We start from the raw sequence: 22,334 nt of genomic DNA on the forward strand, positions 1-22,334 counted from the left end.
CCTCAAACGACACAGCGTCTACGTGCTCCCAGATAGAACCACCCCGGGACACCGTCGACTATCCAGCGTAGGTGAGACCTGTCGGCCGCCTCAGGCGCAGAATAGAGAGATCATGCTCTAAGGGAGGCCGGACCCACGCCAGCTAAATCCAGTGAGGGCACATCCATCTATGTCGCGCTGAGCGCGTCATATAGCCGTCCCGTCCGGATAACTGACGCGCCTATCCCTTGCGGCTGCCTAGAACCGTTCGGCAATGATCCGGGTGAGCTGCTGATGGTCAGCTTCGAAGTTTTGGCGCTATCCAGAAACGGATTTTAAATTGAGCCAAATGATCGAACCGGGAATGAGGGCGGCATCAGCATCATGTTCCAGCGGACATATGAACTGATCAGTGCTTGCTGAGTTGCTTAAAAAAGGAGGCTGTCATGGCGTCACGTGCCGTCTGGACGGGTCAGCTGCGCCTGTCCCTTGTTGCCATTCCCGTCGAACTTCATGCGGCCACCAAGTCGGGGGCACGGGTGTCGTTCCGGCAGATCCACGGGCCTTCTGGGAAACCGGTCAAGTATGAAAAGACCGTAGCGGGAATGGGGCCGATCAAGGCCGACGACATCCTGAAGGGTTACGATGTCGGGGACGGCGATTACCTGCTGCTTGACCCCGATGAGATCGACGCGATCAAGCTGGACACCAAAAAGACGTTGGAGCTGGTCCAGTTCGTCGATCAGTCCGAGATCCCGCCGCTGTATTACAACAAGCCCTACTACGTCGTTCCGACCGATGATCTGGCCGAGGATGCCTATCGTGTCGTCCGCGACGCCTTGCGTGCCGAGAAGAAGACCGCGCTTGGGCAGCTGACGATGCGGGGGCGGGAATATCTGTGCGCTATCCGCCCCTGCGGCGACGGCCTGCTGCTGGAGACCCTGCGCTACGAGGATGAGATCCGCGAGGCCGAGCCGCTGTTCGCATCCATCGAGGACGCCGCCAGTGACAAGGACCTGCTGGAGGTCGCGACCCAGCTGATCCAGCGCAAATCGTCGCCGTTCAACGCCGAGGCCTTCAAGGATCATTATGACAAGGCGCTGCGCGACCTGATCGAGGCCAAGCGCAAGAACCGTAAGACCCCGCGCGCAAGGCGGGGGACGACGATGGCGGCCGACCCTCAGGCACCAACGTGGTCGATCTGATGTCGGCGTTGAAGGACAGCCTGAAGAAAGATGGCGGCAAGGCCAAGGCGCCGGCCAGAAAGCCCGCCCGCAAGCCCCGGGCCAAGCCGAAATCTGCCTGATGGCGGGTCTGGGCCCCTATCTGGACAAGCGCGATTTCGGGGCCACACCCGAGCCATCGGCCGATGGCACGCCGTCGCGCCTTGGGCTGCGCTATTCGATGCAGAACCATGATGCGAGCCGGTTGCACTGGGACCTGCGGCTGGAATGGAACGGCGTGCTGCTGTCTTGGGCGGTGACCCGCGGGCCGTCCCTTGATCCCGCGGAAAAGCGGCTGGCGGTGCGGACCGAGGATCATCCGCTGTCCTACCTGACCTTCGAGGGCCAGATCCCAAAGGGGCATTACGGTGCGGGCACGGTGATGCTGTGGGATCTGGGCTGGTGGCAGCCGCTGGAGCCTGCCGCCCGGGGTCTGGCCAAGGGCCATCTGAAGTTCCGCCTGCACGGCCAGCGCATGACCGGCGACTGGAACCTGATCCGCATGAAGGGCAAGGCGGCAGAGGCCAAGCGCGAGAATTGGCTGCTGGTCAAGATCGACGATGAGGCCGCCCTCCAACGCGATCCGGTCGCCCGCTACAAGACCAGCGTATCGTCAGGGCGCAGCCTTGCGGCGATCAAGGCGAACAAGCCTGCCGCCTTGAAGGACCATTCCGGCATCCTGCCGCGCCATCATCCCGTGCAACTGGCGACGCTGACCGACGATCTGGCCGATGCCGCGACCCACTGGCACGAGTTGAAGCTGGACGGATATCGGGCGCAGGTGGCGCTTGGCGCAGGCGGGCCGCGCGTCTTCACCCGCGCCGGTCACGACTGGACCGACCGTTTTGCGGACCTGCTTTCCGCCTTGCGCGGGGTGCCCTGCAAATCGGCCTTGCTGGACGGCGAGATCGTCGCAGGCGCCGGGCTGCAGGGTTTTGGCACCCTGCAGGACGCGATCAAGGCGGGTGGACCGTTCCGGTATGTGGCGTTCGACCTGCTACATTTGGATGGACAGGATCTGACCGCCTTGCCGCTGGCCAAGCGCCGCAAGGCCCTGGAGCGCCTGCTTCGCCCCTTGCCGCCGATGGGGGCGCTGACCCTGTCGCCCGTCATCCACGGCGCGGCAGACGAGGCCTTGGCGATGATCTGCGGCGCGGGCGGCGAGGGGGTGATCGCCAAGCGAACCGACGCCCCGTACCGCGGTGGGCGCAGCCGCGAATGGCTGAAGATCAAATGCCGCCGGCAGGGCGAATTCCAGATTGTCGGCTGGCAGAAAAGCACCAGCCGCGGGCGGCCGTTCGCCTCCCTGACCGTGGCCGAACAGCGCGAGGACGGGCTGGCCTACATGGGCAAGGTTGGAACGGGCTTCGATGATGTCACCATGGCCGATCTGGCCCGTCGCATGGCACCCTTGACGCGCAAGACGCCGCCCGTGGATGCCCCCCGCCGCGAGGTGGCGGGCGTCACATGGATCGAACCCGAACTGGTCGCCAAGGTCGACTATGCCGAGACGACCGCGCAAGGCCGGTTGCGCCATGCGGTCTTTCTGGGACTGCGATCGGGCACCCCCGGCCCACGGCACGCCCCCTCGCCATCCGCAGGGAAGGATCGTCCGACCGTTGCAGGAATTTCGATTAGCAGCGGCGATCGGGTGATCTTTGACAAGCCTCGCCTGACCAAGGCCGGTTTGGCGGACTACTATCTGGCCGCAGTCCCGCTGATGCTGCCCGACTTGGCGAACCGACCCCTGTCCCTGCTGCGCCTGCCCGACGGCATGGCAGGCGAGCGGTTCTTTCAGAAGCACCCCGGCAAGGGCTTTCCCGACGCACTGAAGGTTCAGGACATCGAGGATGCCGAAGGCGTCGCCACGCCCTATGCCTATGCCACCGATGCGGCGGGGATCATCGGCGCGGTCCAGATGGGCACGGTTGAATTCCACATCTGGGGCGCGCGCTGCGACCGGTTGGACCGGCCCGACCGGCTGGTCTTCGATCTGGATCCCGACGAGGGGCTGAGCTTTGCCGCGACCCGCCGGGCCGCGCTGGACCTGCACGACCGGCTGGCCGGTCTGGGATTGGCCTCGTGGGCCATGCTGTCGGGGGGCAAGGGCATCCACATCATCGTGCCGCTACGCAGACAGGCCAGTTGGGATACCGTCAAGCTGTTCAGCCGCGGCGTGGCGATGCTGGCCGCCGGATCCCAGCCTGACCGGTTCACCGCCGAGATGTCCAAGGCGAAACGCACGGGCCGCATCTTCATCGACTGGCTACGCAACGAACGCGGCGCTACGGCCATCGCCCCCTTTTCGGTCCGCGCCCGCCCCGGTGCCCCGGTGGCCTGTCCGGTCAGCTGGGATGAGCTGCCGCGCATCCGCAAGGCCTCGGCCTTCTCGACCAGACAAGCGCTCGACCGGGGTTGGGCCGATGTCCTCCCACCCCCACCGCAGGGTCTGACGGCAACGGTGATTGAGGCACTGGATCGCGCCCTGCGCGACATGTCTTAGCTGGGTAACTCGCCTGCTCCATCGAACGCCGCGGCGCGCCACGTTGGTGTGTCAATCGTTTGACGTCCCCCGTCATTATGACCTGCTTCCCGAAGCGTCCCCACCTTCATATAGCGTTTGCTTCACACCGAAGACGCAGGTGACATGAGGATAAGCCGCTTCGACCTTGGCAGACCCGGCATTCAGCCGACGGACAGCCATCTCAGTTCCGAGCGCTCATCTTCCGAAGCTTCCACAAGCTGGCCCCAAGAAGGATGATTGCCATGATGGCGTCCGACTTGGGCGACGGCGCGACTTCCGTATTGTTCCTTGCCGTGGAGACCCCGACCGGACCGGCGGTCCGTGTTCCGTCGCTTTCATGTACCGACTCACCGGGCGGCGGAGTGTCAGCCTTTACAGCGTTGCGCTGACCCATTGGTTCGGGGGCACCGGTGGTCGTGTCCTGCGAGGTCTGCTGTTCGATCTCGGCGTTCAGCTCCGCTCCGGCCAGAACGATGAACGCCGAGAGCCACATCCAGGTCAGGAGCATGATGACCCCGCCCAACGTCCCGTAAGTCTCAGTGTAGTCGTCGAAGTTCTGGACGTAGAGGGAAAATGCCGCCGTGCCCAGGATCCACAGGATCGTGGCGGCCACGGCGCCGACGCTGACCCATCGCCACTTGGGATCGGCGCGCGACGGGCCGAACCGATATATCGCGGCAAGCCCGATCATGGTCAGCACCGCCATCACCGGCCATTTCAGCCATTCGGCGGCAGTTTCCAGTGCCGGCGACAGCGGCAGGAATGCGATGACCGAGGGCAGCACGATTAGCAGCGCGATCCCCACCGCCAGACCCAGGATGGAGCATACCGTGATCAGCAGCGCGCTCAGATACAGCTTGATGAACCCACGGGTCTCCTCCTCGTCATAGGCGATGTTCAGCCCTTCCATCAGGGTCATGACGCCCTTCATGGCACCATAGATCGCGATGGCCACACCGAACACGGCGACAAGGCCCGTTGCAGTTTCGTCTCCGCTGGTGACCTTCAGAACCTGTTCCTGAAGCACCGCCCCGGCGCTTTCCGGGATCAGGGCCATGACCGTGTCCAGCTGGCTGGCGATATCGGCGGGATCCAGGACCAGACCCGCGATGGAAATCAGCGCGGCAAGGGCCGGGAACACCGACAGCAGCGCGTAGAACGCAATGCCCGCCGACACGACAGAGATATGGTCGCTGGCGATCTCGGTCTTGACGCGGAGAAGGATCTGCTTCCATTCCGCCATGGAGAAGCGTGTCGGAGAGGCTGTCCCCTTCTGATCTGTAGAAAGGGTCGTCTTGGTACGGGGCACATGGTTCTCCAGCGCTGAAATGGGTAGGATTGGCAGGTGCGCAAGCTCACGAACCCGTCATCCGTGCTGACGTAAGGCGATCACCGCGACCAGGGTTCCTCTAGCAATTGACGTCCTGCCCGGCCGGTGCTCTGTCGAACCGTCGTGTCGCCGCTGGTGGTCGGCCCAAACCGGGCAACATATGTGCGTCCAGCCTGTCGCCAGGCTCCTGCCGCGACCGGTCGATGCCAAGGCCGGGGCATAGGTGACGTGACATCACCCGGCGGCATACCGGCCTGCAATGTTGCGAAGAACTGGAACAATCGCGGCATCCTCTTGTTGGACCCCTGCTCAATCACCGGTCCAGCGCAGAAAGAAAGCCCGGCCATGCATCCCCATTCTGGCAAAAAGCCCTCGCGACCGTCCAGGTCCGAACCGGCCGATACGCATGAGGCAGCCGGGCATTCCTGATGCGTCGGCACTCCATGCAGATGGGCCTCATGGCTGACAGTACATCGGACGTCACGCTGGACGGGCAGCCGCATCTTCCGTCGACGGCAGGCGACCCGATCGAACCGCGACAGAAACAATCGCAGCGCCGGACCACCGGTGCTTCATAGCTTTGGGAAAGGACTGTCATGCCCCATCATGATCATCTCGACCGCGTCCATGGAAACAACCGGCCGCCCGCTTCCGGTATCGGTCTAGGCGCGGTACTGGGCCTCTTCCTGGCCGCTGCCGGCACCGGCTATCTGCTGACCCGCCAGCCCGAACGGCGACCTGCCGACAACGCCCCCCGGCGCACCGTCAAGCATGGCACGTCGGGTCGCTTTGCGCTGACAGGCCGCACCGTGACCATCGCCCGCCCCAAGGACGAGATCTACGCCTTCTGGCGTCAGTTCGGAAACCTGGCCGGCGTGATGGAGAACGTCCACTCGGTCTCGACCGAGGGCGACATCACCCGCTGGACCCTGCGTGGTCCCGGCAGCGACATCACCCTACGTACCCGCATCACCGAGGACCGCCCCGGAGATGTGATCGCATGGGCCTCGACCGACGGCTCCGACATCGAGACCACCGGCCGGGTGCTGTTCCGCGATGCGCCGGGCAATCGCGGCACCGAGGTCACCGCGCTGATCGCCTATATGCCGCCGATGGGGGCACTTGGCCGGGTCGTGGCCAAGCTGTTCCAGGCCGACCCCGCGATCCAGGGTCGCCGCGACCTGAAGCGGCTGAAGATGTTCTTAGAGACCGGCGAGATCGCCACCCCCCTTAACCGCAGACAGGAGGCCTGATCCATGCGCGCACTCACATGGCACGGCAAGCACGACGTCCGCGTCGAGACGATGCCCGATCCGCAGATCGTCAACCCCCGCGATGCGATCATCCAAGTCACCTCGACCGCGATCTGCGGGTCCGACCTGCACCTGTTCGACGGGGTGATCCCCGGCATGCAGGCGGGCGACATTCTGGGTCATGAGTTCATGGGTCGGGTTGTCGATGTCGGCCCCGGCAGCACGCTGAAGGTCGGCCAACGAGTCGTGGTGCCCTTCACCATTTCCTGTGGGTCGTGCTTCTTCTGCCAGCGGGCGCAGTTCTCGGCCTGCGACAACTCGAACCCCGCCGACAAGCAGGACCTGACCGAAACCATGTTCGGCCATGCGGCCGCCGGCCTGTTTGGCTACAGTCACCTGACGGGCGGTTATCCGGGTGGACAGGCGGAGTATGTCCGCGTGCCGTTCTCCGACGTGGGTCCCATCGTCATCCCCGAAGGCATGGACGACGATGAGGTCCTGTTCCTGTCCGACATCCTGCCCACCGGCTGGATGGCCGCCGACAACGCCGATATCGAACCCGATGACACCGTCGTGGTCTGGGGCTGCGGTCCGGTCGGGCTGTTCGCGATCCAGGCTGCACGGCTGATGGGCGCGGCACGCGTGATCGCCATCGACCATTATCCCAACCGCCTGGCCCTGGCCCGCCGGATGGGAGCCGAGGTGATCGACTCCAAGCAGACCTCGGTGCTGGAGGCGATCATGGAGATGACCGGTGGCATCGGTGCGGACGCGGTCATTGACGCGGTCGGCATGGAGGCGCACGGCTTTGCCTTGGATACCGTGATGGACAATCTCAAGCAGGCCGTCGGCGTCGGTGTGGACAGCGGTCACGCGCTGCGCGAGGCACTGATGGCCGTGCGCAAGGGCGGGCGTGTGTCGATCCCCGGCGTCTATGTCGGCTTCATGGACAAGTTCCCGCTTGGTGCACTGATGCAGAAGGGGTTGCAGCTGCGCACCGGCCAGACCCATGTGCAGGCCTATACCCACGACCTGCTGCGCCGCATTCAGGAAGGTGAACTAGACACGACCTTCATGATCTCTCATCGCCTTCCTCTGGAGGACGCAGCCAAGGGCTATGACGGGTTCCGCTGGAACCAGAACGACTGGACCAAGGTCGTGCTGAAGACGTGACCGACGCGCGCCGGCAGGGATCGACTTCTTAAGACTGCATCCCCGGATCGATGCGCCCTTGGCTTGGCGCGACCATCCGGGGATAGTTTCTCCCATGTCCCTGCCGCACTCCACCTCGCGTTCAGCCGCAACGAGGGTTCCTGCCCCATGGATTGGACGATGGCCAACTTTTTGCGCGCGGCGGCTATCGGGACTGACCTCAGGCTGTCACGCCTTGTACTGAGAATAGCCAAAATTGTTCAGAACTCTTGCCGGTACATTGCCAACGCATCGGCTTGGGTTACTTCGACAGGGTTGTTCATCAGCAATCGCGTCTGCAGCATCGCATCCTCGGCCAGGCGTGGGAGACTGTCCTCCGGGACGTTGCAATCGCGCAGCCGCCGGGGAGCGCCGGAACAGTTCATCAAATCCTCCATGAATTCGACGAATGCCGTTGCGCGAGCTTCGACGCTGGCGCTGGATGCGCGAAGAACAACATCAGTCAGCTCGGCGTAGAGGGGTCCGGCGACCCCCATGTTGTGGCGCAGCACGGGGCCTAGCATCAGCGCATTGGTCAGGCCGTGCGGCAGGTGAAAATGTCCTCCAAGCGGATAGGCAAGGGCATGAACGGCTCCGACGGGACTGTTCGAGAACGCCTGTCCGGCCAGTGTCGCCCCCAACAGCATCGCCTCACGTGCCTGTCTGTTCTGGCCATCGTCGCACGCGGTGATCAGGTTCGCGGCCATCAGGCGCAGGGCTTCCTTTGCCAGGAGGTCAGACAGGGGGTTCTTTCTGAGTCTGCCGGTGAATGCTTCGATGGCATGCACCATCGCGTCGATCCCGGTGGCCGCGGTCTGCAGGGGCGGCAGGCCAATCGTCAGCTGAGCGTCCAGCAGAACGCGATCGGCGTACAGCTGTCGTGCAACGATCCCCATCTTGGTCGTTGCGCCGGTAGTCAGGATCGTAATGTTCGTGACCTCGGAGCCTGTGCCCGCAGTCGTGGGAACCTGGACCAGCGGCACCCGTGCGCCAGTCACCTTTCCGATGCCGTACATGTCGGCCAGTGCCTGGTCCGAGGAGATCATCACGGCGGCAAGCTTTGCAACGTCCATCGAAGAGCCACCGCCAAACCCCATGACGATGTCAGAGCCTGCATCCTTGGCCATCGTCGTGCATGCGGTCATCACATCTTCCGGCGGGTCGGCGACGACATCGTCGAAGACGGTTATCTCGAACCCTGCCGACTGGAGCGATGCCTTGGCGGGATCCAGAAGACCGGACTGATGCAGGAAGCGGTCAGTAACGATCAGCAGCTTGCGCTGCACAAACCACTCCGACAACGATGTCCCAAGGCGCTGCGCGCCGCCCCACTCGACGAGGATTCCAGCCGCCGTGTCGAAATTGAATGGTCCAAGTTTCGAATTCATTACTGCGCCCCCTCCTGAACTAAGTCTTTCACACCTGACGTTCTTGGTGCCGCCTTAAGGATGCATCTCCCGCACAGCGTGCGCCTCCAGACATGCTAAGAATTGACCGCTGCAGGATCTACTCATCTCTCCGCTGCCGGCCCCCCGCCCGACGCACGACATCATCCAGGCCCGACATTGCGGTATCCAGATCGGCCATGATCCGGTCAAGCTGGCCCTCGTCACGTTCCTCCTGCAACTGACCCGATCGATCGCTCGGCTTCAAGTGTCCGCGCGGCCGCTCGCGGTCGGCAAACACACTGCCACGAACCGCCCTTGCCCCTCCCGCATGGCCCATCCGCGCGGCGAGGAAGGGAAGCGCCCAGAACCGGGAGGCGTGACGGGTCTGGAGGAGATATTCTCTGCGCGTCAAGATCACAGGTGAGCCTCCTAGCGGGACAATTGCCCCGTCGATGTGCTTAACCCACTCTCACTGCGCTGCTCTCTCTAAGTATCAGCTGACCGGCCACAAGCACTTTCGTCGGAGCCTGTGTCTGACCGCCGTTGATGACGCCATCGAGCAGGCTGACCGCCATCGCGCCGATCTGGCGTTTCGGGACGTGTATCGTGGACAGCGTCGGGGACAAAAGGCTGCTCATAGGTAGGTTGTCAAAGCCCACGATCGAAACGTCCCCTGGGATGCGATGCCCCAGTTCCTGCAAGGCACGCATCAGGCCGTGGGCCACAATGTCATTCACGCAGAAATAGGCGTGGGCGATACTGTCCTGCGCGGCAAGGTGACGCTTGGCCTCGGCATATGCTCCGTCTCGCCGCGCCGACACGTGCAGGATGTCCTGCTCCCCGACCGTGATGTCCAGCTGCTTGCAGGCCCGCGAAAACCCCTGTTCACGCAGCCGGAAATTTGTCACGTCGGAACGGCTGCCGACGAAACCGATCCGGTCGAACCGGGACGCCTTGAGGTGCGACACGACGCAGAAGACGGCCTGATCGTTGTCCATGTCGACGAAATTCGCGGTCAGGTGCCGGTAATAAGTGTCGATGAACACTACTGGCTGCTGGCCTTGGGACAGCCTGAGGATGTCGTCCTCGGATAATTCGGTCCCCAGGATGATCTGACCCCGCCCGTCACCACCCGTGGCCAGCAGGGCCGCGATGTCCACGCCGTCATGGGCAACCACCTCAAGGTTATAGCCCCTGCGCGTGGCCTCGTGGGACATGCCGTCGATATAGTCAGAGATGAAGTGGTTGTGGTCGCGGTTTACCGTGTCGCCATGCTTTGACACCTTGAGGAAGCAAATCGTCTGCGACGCGTCGGCCTTAGTCTTGGACGACCTGGGAGCATAGGACAGCGCCATTGCCGCTGCCAGCACCCGGTCGCGGGTGACCTGCGTGATGTCGCCCTTGCCGTTCAGAACCAACGACGCGGTCGTTGCCGACACGCCGGCCATGTCGGCCACCTGCCGCAGTGTTGCGGGCTTTCCGACTGGTTTGTCCATGTTTCGCACGCCCCCTCCTCTGGTCGAGATCACCTTCTATACAAGACCGCCCCAAGGCCAAGGCTGCTGTGATCCCCGTTTCGGCAAACCGCGAGGTCCTGACAAATCCGTTGCGTGACTAACAACTTGCTGCTAGCGTTTTACTAAATCAAGCAAATGTTTTACTAAATCCTGGGGAGGAGAAATGGTGAAACGCGATGCGAACCTTGCGGTACTGTGCGTCCTGACCGTCGTCCTGCTGGCCCTCGGCGGGCTGGTGTCCGACGGCGCGTTCCTGTCGTCCTTTAATCTGCAGTCGATGGCGACTCAGGTGCCCGAGGTCGGCCTGCTGGCGATTGGCGTCATGCTGGCGATGTGCGCGGGCAACGGCGGCATCGACCTGTCGGGCATCGCGAACGCGAACATGTCCGGGGTCGCCGCGGGGATATTCGCCATTGCGACAGTCGACGCCGTCACTTCCCCCATGCTGTTCACCGTGATCTTTGCCTTGGGATGCATGACGGTCGGTCTGATCGCGGGCATCCTTAACGGGATCATCATCTCGCGGTTCGCCATTACGCCGATCCTGGCCACCTTGGGAACGCAGATGCTGTTCACCGGCATCGCGGTGGTGCTGTCCGACGGGCGGTCGCTGACCATCGGTTCTCCGGATCCGCTGTATGAACTGGGCAATGGGGTGATCCTCGGGATGCCGATCAGCTTCCTGATCTTCGTTGTGATCGGGACGGTGCTGGCTGCGGTGCTGCGCCTGACCCCATACGGGATGCGCCTGATGCTAACCGGCGCGAACCCCAAAGCCGCGGTCTACAGCGGGTTCCGCGGGGTGCGGATCATCACCACGACCTATGCGCTATCGGGGCTGTTGGCGGGCATCGCCGGGATCATCATCGCGGCGCGCAACGTCAACGTCAAATGGGATTATGGCACATCGTACCTGCTGGTTGCGATCCTGATCGCGGTGATGGCGGGGGTCCGTCCGCAGGGCGGCCATGGCCGCATCCTGAACGTGGTCCTGGCGGCCGTCGTGCTGCAGCTTCTGTCCAGCCTGCTGAACTTCATCGGGCTGTCCAATTTCGTTCGAGATCTGGCCTGGGGCATCCTGCTTCTGTGTTTCCTGGCCGTGGCGCGGTTCGATCTGACCAACCGGATCGCCGCGTTCGCACCTTCCCGGCACCCCCCTCGCGCCGCGGAATGATGGGAGGATGAGGGCTTTCTTCGGAGGAGACAGACAATGACGACCAAACACCGCGCGCTGACGACCGGCCTAAAGGCCGCCCTTCTCACGACCGTGTTGGGTGTGGCAGGCCAGGCGGCCTGGGCACAGGACGGCAAGGCCATCACGACCGTCGTGAAGATCAGCGGTATCCCATGGTTCGACCGGATGGAGACCGGGGTCGCGCTGTATGCTGAACAGCACCCGGAGATGACCATCTCTCAGGTCGGACCCGCGTCGGCGGATTCCGCTCAGCAGTTGCAGATCGTCCAGGATCTGGTGGCGCGGGGCACCGATGCTTGGCAATTGTGCCGATGGACCCCGGTGTCTTGGAGGGGCTTCTGAAGCGCGCTATCGACCGCGGTACCATCGTCGTGACGCACGAGGCCGACAACCAGGTCAACACGATGGCTAACATCGAGGCGTTTGACAACGCAGAGTACGGCACTGCGCTGAACGAGCGGCTGGCGGAATGCATGGGCCAGGAAGGCAAGTGGACGACCTTCGTGGGTTCTCTGGGCAGCCGCACGCACATGCAGTGGGTCGGCGCTGGCGAGGAGAATGCCGCACAATATCCCGGTATGGAACTGGTCGATCCCAACAACGAGTCCTTTGACGATGCCAACGGCACTTACGAGACCGCCAAGGAGATCCTGCGCAAGCATCCGGACATCAAGGGCTTTCAGACCTCGGCCGGGAACGACGTCCTGGGTGTCGGTCGCGCGATCGAGGAGGCCGGCCTGACCGGTCAGGTCTGCCTTGTGGGCACCGGACTGCCGAACCCGTCGGCGGCCTATCTGGACAGCGGCGCCATCACGGCCATCGGGTTCTGGGACCCGCAGAAGGCCGGAATGGCAATGAACGAGGTTGCCCGCATCCTGCTGGAGGGGGGTGAGCTGGAGGACGGCATGGATCTTGGCGTCGAGGGCTATGAGGCGGTGTCGGTCACGCAGGGCGCCGGCGAAGGAAAGCTGGTTGTCGGCAACGGCATGGTGATCGTCGACAAGGACACCTACGCCGAACGCCTATTCTGATCCCGAACCATGACAAGGACCGCCCGGCTGCAGCCAGCCTGCATCCGGGGCGGTCCGACCCCGCGACCTTGTCCCGACGGAGCCTTTTCCGATGACCGAGCCCACCCGTTCCACCCCGCCCTTCCTGCAACTTCGCGGAATCCACAAGCGGTTCGGCGGTGTGCGCGCCTGTCCGGGGTGGACCTGACCATCGAGGCCGGAAAGGCCTATCATCTGCTGGGCGAGAACGGCTGCGGCAAAAGCACGGTGATCAAGATCATGTCGGCGCCCATGCCCCGACCGAAGGCAGCATCCTGCTGGACGGGGAACTGGTCCCCAAGTTGACGCCGATGGCAGCGCTGCAGGCGGGGATCGAGACGGTCTATCAGGACCTGTCGCTGTTGCCGAACCTGACCGTGGCCGAGAACGTCGCCCTTGGCGAACAGCTTGTGGCCGGGCATGGGCGGCTGCTGCGGCTGCTGGACCGGACGCGCGTGCATGCCACCGCCGCCGCCGCGCTTGGCAAGGTGGGCTTGGACCCCGTCGAGGCGCTGTTGAACAGTGTCGTGGGCGATCTGCCCCTGGCGATCCGCCAGCGCGTCGCGATTGCGCGCGCCATCGCCGCCGAGGCGCGGCTGGTGATCATGGATGAACCGACCACGTCGCTGACCCGGCACGAGGTCGAGACGCTGATCGAGGTGGTCAACCGGCTGCTGGATGCGAATGTCGCCGTGCTGTTCGTGACCCACAAGCTGGAAGAGTGCTATCGGATCGGTGGCGACGCCATCGTCTTTCGCGACGGGCTGAGCGTCGCGCAAGGCCCGATAGAGAGCTTTTCCCGCGCCAGACTGGCCGAGCTGATGACCGGGCGCGAGATCGAGGCCGTGCGGTTCCGCACCGGCGCCCCCCAGCCCGAGGTTCTGCTGACGGCAAAGGGGGTGTGCCGCGGACAGGCGTTTCGCGACATCTCCTTCACCCTGCACCGCGGTGAGATCCTCGGGATAACCGGCCTGTCGGATTCGGGTCGGAACGAACTGGCGATGGCGCTGGCCGGTCACCTGTCGACCGACAGCGGCAGCCTGTTTCTGGACGGACAGCCGGTGCGCATCGGATCGCCCTCCGAGGCCATCGACCACCGCATCGGCTATGTCCCCGAGGATCGGCTGTCCGAAGGGTTGTTCATCGAGAAATCCATCTTCGAGAATGCCGTGCCGCTGATCCTGGGGCGGATCGCGGGCCGCCTTGGCCTGATCGACCGCCGCAAGGGCCGCGACGCCGCCCGCGGGATAGCTGCCGGGATGAACCTGAACACTGCCGACATCGACCTGCCGGTCGGCACGCTGTCGGGCGGCAACCAGCAGCGGGTTCTGATCGGACGCTGGCTCAGCATCGATCCGCGGCTGCTGATCCTGCACGGGCCGACCGTGGGCGTCGACGTGGGGTCCAAGGAGACGATCTTTCGCGCGATCCAGGAGATGGCCGGTCGCGGCATCGGTCTGCTGGTGGTCTCGGACGACCTGCCGGAACTGCTGCAGAACTGCGACCGCATCCTGGTGATGAACGCAGGCCGCATCGTCGAGGATCTTCGCGCCACCGAGGTGGACGAGGACCGCATCTATAAATCCATGCTTGCCAGCCAGGCAGAGCTTGCAGAATGACCGTGGTGCCGCACATGACCGACAGTCCATCGACCGACCCCGAACGCCCGCCGACCGCCCGCGTCTTCGCATTCCTGCGCGCCCATCCAGAAGCGGTCAGCCTGATCCTGCTGGTCGCGATCTGCGCGTCGGTCGCCCTCATCAACCCGGCCTTCCTGCAGCCGTCATCGCTGATCGACATGGGGCGGGCCAGTGTCGTGACCGGGCTGTTCGCCTTGGGCGTGTTCACCGTGCTGGCCTCGGGCGGCATCGACGTGTCGTTTCCTGCTGTGGGGGCGGTGGCCATGTACGGGATCAGCACGATGGTGCTGAACGTGTTCCCGGGCATGCCGATGGCGCTGATCGTCGTGCTGTGCGTCGCGACGGGCATCGTGCTGGGCATCGTGAACGGCCTTCTGGTCCATGAGCTGCGCGCGCCCGCGCTGATCGTCACCATCGGCACCCTGTACGTCTTTCGCGGGATCCTGCTGGTGTTCGTGGGAACGGTCTGGCTGATGGAGATGCCGTCGCAGATGGTCGCCTTTGGGCAATGGTCGCTGGTGGACATCACCACGCGCGGCGGCGCCACCGTCAGCCTGCCGGTCTATTTCCTCAGCTTTCCGCTGGCGGCCGTCCTGACCTGGTTCGTGTTCAACCGCACCCTGATGGGCCGCGCCATCTTTGCCGTGGGCGGCAAGGCCGATGTCGCCGCCAGGCTGGGTTACAACATCCGCGCGGTCCAGGTCTTCGCCTTTGCCTTCGCCGGCGGGCTGGCGGGCATGGCCGGGGTCATCCAGGCCTCCGCCAACCGGATGGCCAATCCGTTCGATTTTGCCGGAACAGAGATCATCGTCATCGCGGCCGTGATCCTGGGCGGGGCGCGCATCACCGGGGGCACCGGGTCGGTGCTGGGCACGGTGATCGGCGTCCTGCTGGTGACGGTCGTGAACAACGTCCTGGTTCTGGTCGGCATTCCCAGCACCTGGCAGCGCGTCGTCGTCGGCGCCTTCATCCTCATGGCCGCCGCGTTCTTCGTCCTGCGCGACCGCAAGGCCACCACCTGATACCCGGAGTAGAGCAATGAAGAAATTCCTCAACAATCCCGAAGACTTCGTCGATGAGATGCTGGAGGGCATCTATCTTGCCCATCCCGAGGTGACGCATGTCGGCGACGACCTGCGCTGTTTTGTGCGCACCAATCCGGTGCCCGGCAAGGTCGGGCTGGTGACCGGCGGCGGGTCGGGCCACCTGCCGCTGTTTTTAGGATACGTGGGCGAAAACATGCTGGACGGCGCGGGCGTGGGCGGCGTGTTTCAATCGCCGTCATCCGAGCAGGTGCTGGACGTGACCCGTCATGTCGACCAGGGCGCGGGGGTGCTGTACCTTTACGGAAACTACAGCGGCGATCTGATGAACTTCGACATGGCCGGGGAACTGGCCGATCTGGAGGGCATCAGGACCATGACCGTGCTGGGCCGCGACGATGTCGCGTCTTCGGTCGTGGGCGAGGAACACAAGCGGCGGGGGGTCGCCGGGATCTTCTTTGCCTACAAGGCTGCCGGGGCCGCCGCCGCCGCGATGAAGCCCTTGGACGAGGTGGCGCGTCTGGCCGAAAAGGCCAGCGCGCGCACCCGCACGATCGGCGTGGCCCTGTCGCCCTGCATCGTCCCCGAGGTCGGTCGGCCCAGCTTTCAGATCGGCGCGGACGAGATGGAGATCGGAATGGGCATCCACGGAGAGCCGGGCATCACCCGCAAGACACTGACACCCGCGAACGAGATGGTCGATGAGATGATGGCCCGCATACTCGCCGAACAGAGCTATGAGACGGAAAAGGACGTCGCGGTGCTGATCAACGGGCTGGGGGCGACGCCTCTGGAGGAGCTTTACGTCATCTATCGCCGCACGGCGCAGGTGCTGGATCAGGCCGGTGCGCGGATCAGGCATGTCTTCATCGGCGAGTTCGCCACATCGATGGAGATGGCCGGTGCGTCCATATCGGTCCTGCAACTGGACGACGAACTGCAGCAGCTGATCGCGATGGGCGCGAACACGCCCTTCTTCAAGCATATCGCCCAGTGAGGGAGGGGACGATGGACACGCTGACGTCGCATGACATTCCGCAACTCTTCGCACGCCTTTCCAAGGTGTTTGCAGACCAGAAAGAGGCTCTGATCACACTGGACGGACAGGTCGGCGACAGCGATCTTGGCCTGACCATGGCCAAGGGCTTTGCCGCCGCCGACAAAGCGGTGTCCGAACTCGGCGACGCCCCGATCGAAGCACAGCTGAAGGCAGCCGGTGCCGCAATCGCCCGCGCGGCCCCATCGACGATGGGCACCCTGATGGCCACCGGCTTTCTGCGCGGTTCGGCCTCGGCCAAGGATTGCGACGACCTGAGAACTGAACAGATGGCGCTGTTCTGGCGGGCGTTTCGCGACGGCGTCGCGCAGCGGGGCCGCGCGCAGGTGGGCGACAAGACGGTCCTGGACGTGCTCGACCCGATCGCCATGAGCGTCGAGGCCGATGCCAAGGCGGGCACGGGGCTGTCGACGGCGATGGACAACGCGCATGCCGTCGCGGTCGACGCATTGGAGCGGACCAGGGACCTGGTGGCCCAGCACGGCAAGGCGGCGGCGTTTCAGGAAAAGACCCGCGGCATCCAGGATGCCGGCAGCACCGTTGCGGTCATCCTGATCCAGACGATGGCGGATTTCGTCAGCCATGGCGCGGCACGGCCCGTCGGAACCTGAATTCAAGACAAGGAGAGCGGCATGCAATACCGGATCATGGGGCGCAGCGGATTGAAGGTCTCGGCCTTGTCCATGGGCACTTTTTCGTTCGGCGGCCGGGGGCCTTTTGCCGCCATCGCCAGCCAAGGCGTGACCGAGGCCGCACGGCTGATCGATTGCTGCACCGATCACGGGGTCAACCTGATCGACACGGCGAACATGTATTCGACGGGCCTGTCCGAGGAGATCGTCGGCGAGGTGCTGGCGGACCGCAGCCCGGACATCCTGATCTCCTCCAAGGCGCGGATGAGGATCGGGGACGGGCCGAACGACGAAGGCGCCAGCCGCTGGCACCTGATCCGCGAATGCGAGCGATCGCTGAAGCGGCTGCGTCGCGATCATATCGACATCTACCACATCCACGAATGGGACGGCCAGACCCCGGTCGAGGAGACGATGGAGGCGCTGGACAGCCTGACACGACAGGGCAAGATCCGCTATGCTGGCTGTTCGAACTATACGGGTTGGCAGATCATGAAGTCGCTGATGGCCAGCGACCGCGGCCATTTCCAGCGCTTCGTCACCCAGCAGCTTCATTACACTCTGGAAGCGCGCGAGGCGGAATACGAGCTTTTGCCGCTTTCGGTGGACCAAGGCATCGGCGTCACCGTCTGGAGCCCGCTGGCGGCGGGCCTTCTCAGCGGCAAGCACACGCGGCAGCAGCCTGTGGCACCCGACAGCCGGCAGGCCCGCGGCTGGTCCGAACCGCCCATCCGGGATCAGGAGCGTCTGTGGCGGATCGTCGATGTCCTGAACGACATCGCCGCCGCACATGACGTTGAGGCCGCGCAGATCGCCCTAGCTTGGACGCTGACGCGACCCGCTGTTGCGTCCCTGGTCGTTGGCGGAACCTCAACCGCGCAGTTCGAGGCGAACTTTCGGGCTCTGGACCTGACACTATCGCCCGAAGACCTTGCACGTCTGAATGCGGTCAGTCGCCCGCCCCAGATCTATCCGCTTTGGCACCAGTCGCAGTTCGCGTCGCCCCGGTTCGGACCGGCGGACAAATCGGTCGACTTAGAAACTGGAAACCCCTGATTGGGTACGAGATCGCCAGCCAAATTCACATCCTAGACGACAGCAAACCCGACATGCTCGATATGCTCGATATGCGCCATTATTGAGGACGCGCACTAGGCATCTTTTGAGGCCAGCGTGAAATGGGCCGTAAAAAACTGTCCCCCTACGTGTTACGCATGGCGTGAGCAGTTACTTCTTCCGTATGCGAGGTCTCCAGCCTACGCTCATGGCAAGGCTGCAACGGTAAGAAAATCATGAAGGACGTCATTGAATCGCAAGGTCGATTCCACATTGACGATATGCCTCCCAGGCAGGGAGACATGCTTGCCATTGGTAACACCGGCGGCGAGCACTTCGAGGTCAGCGGGCGGACAGACCGGATCATCCCCCCCTGATATTGCCAGCACGGGGTTCTTGATATCATAAATCTGTTTGCGGAAATCTGCACGGGCCAGCGCTGCGCAGCATCCCATGTATCCGTCGACAGATGTCTGTTCAAATTGGCCAAGAACTGCCGCGGCGGCATCAGGATGAACCTGCCGAAACTCCGGCGAGAACCACCGATCAGCTGTCGATGTGATCAGAGGGCTTAAACCGTTCTCGGTGACGTCTGCAATCCGGGAGGTCCAGCTGTCCACGGTGCCGATGCGGGCAGCAGTCGCGCACAAAACGATGCGGTCTAGACGTTTGCCAGCATGGATCGCCAGCCACTGCCCCGTCAGCCCACCGATCGACAGGCCGCAGAAATGGGTGCGATCGATGCCCATGGCATCCAGCAGCATGATGACGTCTGACCCCAGGTCAGCCATCTCATAGGGGGCTGGTGGGGCCTCGGACCTTCCATGGCCCCGTCGGTCGTAACGCAGGATTTGGAAATCCGACTTTAGATCCGCAATCTGCGCGTCCCACATGTGCAGATCGGTGCCGAGAGAGTTGCAGAAGGTCAGCCAAGGCTTGTCTTCCCCTGCCCCATCGATGCGGTAATGCAGGTGGTGCGTAGGAAGGTTCAGGTATGGCATGGCGTAATCTCCAAAAGAAAAGACGCGCAGCCTAACGACTGCGCGCTATCAGATGATCTTCAGACTGTCGCCAACTGCGCCCTTTCGGTGCTGCGGGCATTGCTGAGGGCAAAGACCATCATCGCAAGAGTCGCGATGGCAGCGGGCAGCGCGAAGATCAGGAAGTTCTGACCCAAGGGCAGTTCCTTTGCCAACAGCACCCCGCCCATCGTCGGTCCGACGATGGCGCCGATGCGACCCACACCGGACGCCCAGCCCAGCCCCGTCGAACGCACTGACAGATTGTAGAGCTGCGCGACGCTGGCATAGAGCAGGATCTGCGTCCCGATGGTGGTCGCACCTGCGACGAAGATCAGCGCGAACAGCAGCCCCGGTGCCGGATTGACGCCGATCAGCGCGATGGACAGTGCGGCCGCCGCAAAGAAGCCCACGACGACACGCGGCAGGCCGAACCGGTCACCCAGCCTGCCGCCCATGATCGCGCCGGCCATGCCGCCAAAGTTCAGAGAGAACAGGCTGAGCAGGCTGGCGCGTTCGGCATAGCCCGCTTCTTGCAGAACCTTGGGCAACCAGGAGGACAGCAGGTACACCAACAGCAGGCAGCAGAAGAACGACAGCCACAGCATCAGCGTCCGCAGCAGCCGACCATGCCGGAACAGTTCGGCGACCGATGCCGAGGCGCCCTTGACCTCGGTAAAGATCAGTCGGTCGTCGGCGGCCAAAGGCGTCGCGGGATTGATTTTGGCGAAGATGCGCTTCGCCTCTTCCTGCTTGCCCTGCTTGATCAGAAAGCCAAGAGACTCCGGCAGCTTCCACAGAATCAGCGGCAACAGCAGCAGCGGCACCGCGGCGATGAAGAACATCGGCTGCCAGCCGAAGCTAGGGATCAGGCCGATGCCCAGCCCCGCCGCAACCATACCGCCCACCGAATAGCCCGAGAACATCAGCGCGACCATCGTGCCGCGCAGACGCTTGGGTGCATATTCGTTCATCAGCGCGACCGCATTGGGCATCAGGCCGCCACAACCCAGGCCTGCGATGAAGCGGAAGAATTTGAACTGTCCGGGTGTGTCGGCGAACCCCGTCAGAACCGTGGCCGAGGTGAACAATGCAAAGCTGATGGCCACGCCCTTCTTGCGACCGATCCGGTCGGCAAGGGGGCCCAGGATCAAGGCGCCGAACATCATGCCGAACAGTGCCCAGGCCTGAAGCGCGCCCGCCTGCGGCTTGGTCAGACCCCATTCCTGGATCAGCGTCGGCAGCACCGTGCCTGCCACGAACACGTCGTAGCCGTCGACCACCAACAGCGTGCCGCACAGCGCGACCACCAGCCACTGAAATTGCCCGAACGGACTTTGGTCAATGGCCTCATTCACGTCTATCGTACGCATTGTCGTTCTCCTCCCTATTGTTGTTTCGGTGTCAGCCCTCGTCGCCTCCCGCGACGGAAAGGACGGAACCGGTGATGTAGGATGCCTCGTCAGACGCCAGGAACAGGATTGGCGCGGCCTGTTCGTCGATGGTCCCGTAGCGTTTCAGGACACTCGACCCGGTCACCTGTTCGACGACTTGCGCCATCCATTGCCGCTCATCCGGGCTGTCGCCTGCGGCATTGCGGGGGATGCGGCGCGGGGGTGCCTCGGTTCCGCCAGGGGCGGTGGCCACGACGCGGATGTTCTGGCCAGCCACCTCCATTGCGAGGGATCGCGTGATCGCGTTCACGCCTCCCTTGGCCGCCGAGTAGGGTACCCGATGGATGCCGCGTGTCGCGTTCGACGACACGTTGACGATGGTGCCGCCGCCCCGCGCGGCCAGATGCGGCAGGACCGCATGGCAGCCATACAAAGTCGGCATCAGCGACCGGCGGATCTCGGCGTCGATCTGGTCGGGTTCGAATTCGGCCAGCGGGCGCATGCGGATCGCACCGCCCACCACGTTGATAAGAATGTCGATGCCGCCAAAGGTATCGGCGGCATTGCGCATGGCGGCGTTCGCCCCTGCCCAGGTCTCCAGGTCGGCAATAAAGCCTGCGGCATCTCCCTGGGCCTCGGCCACGACCTCTGCCAGGAAATCGGCCCGGTCCACGAACAGCACGCTGGCACCCTCGGCTGCAGCGCGTAGCGCCACCGCACGGCCGATGCCCTGGGCCGCGCCGGTGACCACGATCACCTTGCCCGCAAAGCGTCCGGCAAACACCGCGGCAGTCATGCGCTGGCCTTCAGCGGAGAGTTCGGCGTGAACTTCTCATAGTGAAAGCTGGCCGGTTCGACCTTGTGGTCGTTGAGATATTGCCTGACGGCATCGACCATCGGCGGGGGACCGCACAGATAGATGTCAACATCGCCGGCCGCCAGCATCTCCTCCGGCATGTGTTGGGTCACCCAGCCCGTGCGCGGGTGATCCGAGGCCGGATCGGCAATCACAGTCGCGACGGTCAGGTTCGGCAGCCGCTTGGCCAGCGCCATGATGCGGTCCACCAGAACAAGATCCAGATCGCGCGTCACGCCATAGATCAGGTGGATTTGGCGTCGCGAGCCGGCACGCGCCAGAACCTCCAGCATCGACAGGAACGGCGCCAGCCCGGTACCGCCTGCCAGACACAACAGCGGACCGTCGCCCCCTCTCAGGTAGAAGCTGCCCATCGGGCCGGTCAGTTGCAACGGGTCGCCCGGCTTGGCGCGCGACAGCCAGGTGCTCATCACCCCACCGGGGATCTTCTTGATCAGGAAGCCCAGCTGGCGCTCGCCCGGCGCGGTGCTGAAAGAGTAGGACCGGTGGGTGCCGCTGCCGGGCACCTCGATATTGACGTATTGACCCGGCAGAAACGCAGGAGCCGTGGCCGTATCATCCATGGTCAGTTCCAGGACGACGGCGGCATCATGATGCGGCTCGATCCGGGACACCGTGGCCGCGAACGCCTGCTGGCCCGTCTTGCAGGCCTGCGACGTGGTCGGCACCGACAGCACGCAGTCGGACGATGGCACCATCTGGCAGGTCAGAACCAGCCCCTGCCCCGCCTCGTCCTCGGTCAGGGCGTCTTCGATGAAGTCGTCGCCCATATCATAGGCGCCGCTTTCGGCGCGGCACTTGCAGGTGCCGCAGACGCCGTCGGAACAGTCCATCGGCAGATTGATCTTGTTTCGGAAAGCCGCATCGAGAACCTTCTCTCCGGGCTTGCAGTCAACGAAGCGGGTGACCCCGTCCTCGAAGTTCAGGGCTATGGTGTAGCACATGGTCGCCTCCTCCTTGCGGTTGT

General features: G+C 63.8%; 19 protein-coding genes and 1 pseudogene. 13 read left to right on the forward strand and 7 right to left on the reverse strand.

The genetic code is table 11. From position 1 onward, the window contains the following. Nucleotides 1–425 precede the first annotated feature (425 nt). Nucleotides 426–1,184 (forward strand): Ku protein, encoded by a 759-nt coding sequence (locus TY51_RS06415; RefSeq protein ID WP_231558935.1) that lies wholly within the window; start codon nt 426–428, stop codon nt 1,182–1,184. Nucleotides 1,185–1,284: 100 nt separating this feature from the next. After that, a complete protein-coding gene (gene ligD / locus TY51_RS06420) occupies nt 1,285–3,705 on the forward strand; it encodes a DNA ligase D (protein WP_042247398.1) in 2,421 nt (806 codons plus the stop codon). A gap of 202 nt (nt 3,706–3,907) precedes the next feature. Here the strand turns inward: ligD and TY51_RS06425 are convergent, their stop codons facing one another. Further along, nucleotides 3,908–4,969, reverse strand: coding sequence for a YihY/virulence factor BrkB family protein (locus TY51_RS06425; protein ID WP_052649883.1), 1,062 nt, complete (start codon nt 4,967–4,969; stop codon nt 3,908–3,910). A 683-nt stretch (nt 4,970–5,652) separates the two neighbouring features. Here TY51_RS06425 and TY51_RS06430 point away from each other — a divergent pair. Beyond that, nucleotides 5,653–6,309 (forward strand): SRPBCC family protein, encoded by a 657-nt coding sequence (locus TY51_RS06430; protein ID WP_081994746.1) that lies wholly within the window; start codon nt 5,653–5,655, stop codon nt 6,307–6,309. 3 nt (nt 6,310–6,312) lie between these two features. Beyond that, nucleotides 6,313–7,482 (forward strand): zinc-dependent alcohol dehydrogenase, encoded by a 1,170-nt coding sequence (locus tag TY51_RS06435; RefSeq protein ID WP_042247400.1) that lies wholly within the window; start codon nt 6,313–6,315, stop codon nt 7,480–7,482. A gap of 239 nt (nt 7,483–7,721) precedes the next feature. Here the strand turns inward: TY51_RS06435 and TY51_RS06440 are convergent, their stop codons facing one another. Both TY51_RS06440 and TY51_RS06450 read right to left on the reverse strand, forming a co-directional pair. Continuing rightward, nucleotides 7,722–8,888 (reverse strand): iron-containing alcohol dehydrogenase, encoded by a 1,167-nt coding sequence (locus tag TY51_RS06440; protein WP_042247403.1) that lies wholly within the window; start codon nt 8,886–8,888, stop codon nt 7,722–7,724. 458 nt (nt 8,889–9,346) lie between these two features. Then, nucleotides 9,347–10,384, reverse strand: a complete 1,038-nt coding sequence (locus TY51_RS06450) for a LacI family DNA-binding transcriptional regulator (RefSeq protein ID WP_042247407.1) — start codon at nt 10,382–10,384, stop codon at nt 9,347–9,349. Nucleotides 10,385–10,568: 184 nt separating this feature from the next. On the opposite strand from TY51_RS06450, the gene TY51_RS06455 reads away from it, so the two are divergent. The 9 genes and pseudogenes from TY51_RS06455 to TY51_RS06485 all read left to right on the forward strand — a co-directional run bounded on the left by TY51_RS06455 (nt 10,569) and on the right by TY51_RS06485 (nt 18,077). Beyond that, a complete protein-coding gene (locus TY51_RS06455; protein WP_042247409.1) occupies nt 10,569–11,579 on the forward strand; it encodes an ABC transporter permease in 1,011 nt (336 codons plus the stop codon). A gap of 36 nt (nt 11,580–11,615) precedes the next feature. After that, a complete protein-coding gene (locus TY51_RS22530; RefSeq protein ID WP_197054671.1) occupies nt 11,616–11,942 on the forward strand; it encodes a hypothetical protein in 327 nt (108 codons plus the stop codon). Beyond that, the gene (locus tag TY51_RS06460) at nt 11,927–12,631 is read left to right on the forward strand and encodes a substrate-binding domain-containing protein (protein ID WP_197054672.1); all 705 of its coding nucleotides are present in this window, start codon (nt 11,927–11,929) and stop codon (nt 12,629–12,631) included. The genes TY51_RS22530 and TY51_RS06460 overlap by 16 nt, the downstream gene beginning before the upstream one ends. A gap of 177 nt (nt 12,632–12,808) precedes the next feature. Then, nucleotides 12,809–13,212 (forward strand): annotated as a pseudogene (locus TY51_RS23225) (ATP-binding cassette domain-containing protein); the annotation flags it as partial. Nucleotides 13,213–13,470: 258 nt separating this feature from the next. Further along, nucleotides 13,471–14,268, forward strand: a complete 798-nt coding sequence (locus tag TY51_RS23230; RefSeq protein ID WP_231558939.1) for an ATP-binding cassette domain-containing protein — start codon at nt 13,471–13,473, stop codon at nt 14,266–14,268. A gap of 14 nt (nt 14,269–14,282) precedes the next feature. Then, nucleotides 14,283–15,311: an ABC transporter permease gene (locus TY51_RS06470; protein ID WP_042247454.1), complete on the forward strand. Its 1,029-nt coding sequence runs from the start codon at nt 14,283–14,285 to the stop codon at nt 15,309–15,311. Nucleotides 15,312–15,327: 16 nt separating this feature from the next. Continuing rightward, nucleotides 15,328–16,329, forward strand: a complete 1,002-nt coding sequence (locus tag TY51_RS06475; protein ID WP_042247412.1) for a dihydroxyacetone kinase subunit DhaK — start codon at nt 15,328–15,330, stop codon at nt 16,327–16,329. Nucleotides 16,330–16,340: 11 nt separating this feature from the next. Continuing rightward, nucleotides 16,341–17,000 carry a dihydroxyacetone kinase subunit L gene (locus TY51_RS06480; RefSeq protein ID WP_042247414.1) on the forward strand — a complete coding sequence of 220 codons (660 nt, stop codon included), beginning with the start codon at nt 16,341–16,343 and terminating at the stop codon, nt 16,998–17,000. A gap of 21 nt (nt 17,001–17,021) precedes the next feature. Beyond that, nucleotides 17,022–18,077: an aldo/keto reductase gene (locus tag TY51_RS06485; RefSeq protein ID WP_042247417.1), complete on the forward strand. Its 1,056-nt coding sequence runs from the start codon at nt 17,022–17,024 to the stop codon at nt 18,075–18,077. Nucleotides 18,078–18,283: 206 nt separating this feature from the next. On the opposite strand, the gene pcaD is transcribed toward TY51_RS06485, so the two are convergent. From pcaD to benC, 4 genes are read right to left on the reverse strand one after another with little or no spacing between them, the layout of a single operon-like run. Then, complete coding sequence (pcaD, locus tag TY51_RS06490; protein ID WP_042247419.1) at nt 18,284–19,078, reverse strand: 3-oxoadipate enol-lactonase; 795 nt, start codon at nt 19,076–19,078, stop codon at nt 18,284–18,286. 59 nt (nt 19,079–19,137) lie between these two features. Beyond that, nucleotides 19,138–20,469 carry an aromatic acid/H+ symport family MFS transporter gene (locus TY51_RS06495; RefSeq protein ID WP_042247421.1) on the reverse strand — a complete coding sequence of 444 codons (1,332 nt, stop codon included), beginning with the start codon at nt 20,467–20,469 and terminating at the stop codon, nt 19,138–19,140. Between the two features lie 31 nt (nt 20,470–20,500). After that, nucleotides 20,501–21,286, reverse strand: coding sequence for a benzoate diol dehydrogenase BenD (benD, locus tag TY51_RS06500; protein ID WP_042247423.1), 786 nt, complete (start codon nt 21,284–21,286; stop codon nt 20,501–20,503). Next, on the reverse strand, nt 21,283–22,311 hold the full coding sequence (benC, locus tag TY51_RS06505; RefSeq protein WP_042247425.1) for a benzoate 1,2-dioxygenase electron transfer component BenC: 1,029 nt from the start codon (nt 22,309–22,311) through the stop codon (nt 21,283–21,285). The genes benD and benC overlap by 4 nt, the downstream gene beginning before the upstream one ends. Between the last annotated feature and the right edge of the window lie 23 nt (nt 22,312–22,334).

It is taken from the genome of Paracoccus sp. PAMC 22219 (genome assembly GCF_000787695.1).
In the GTDB taxonomy this organism is placed as follows: Bacteria; Pseudomonadota; Alphaproteobacteria; order Rhodobacterales; family Rhodobacteraceae; genus Paracoccus.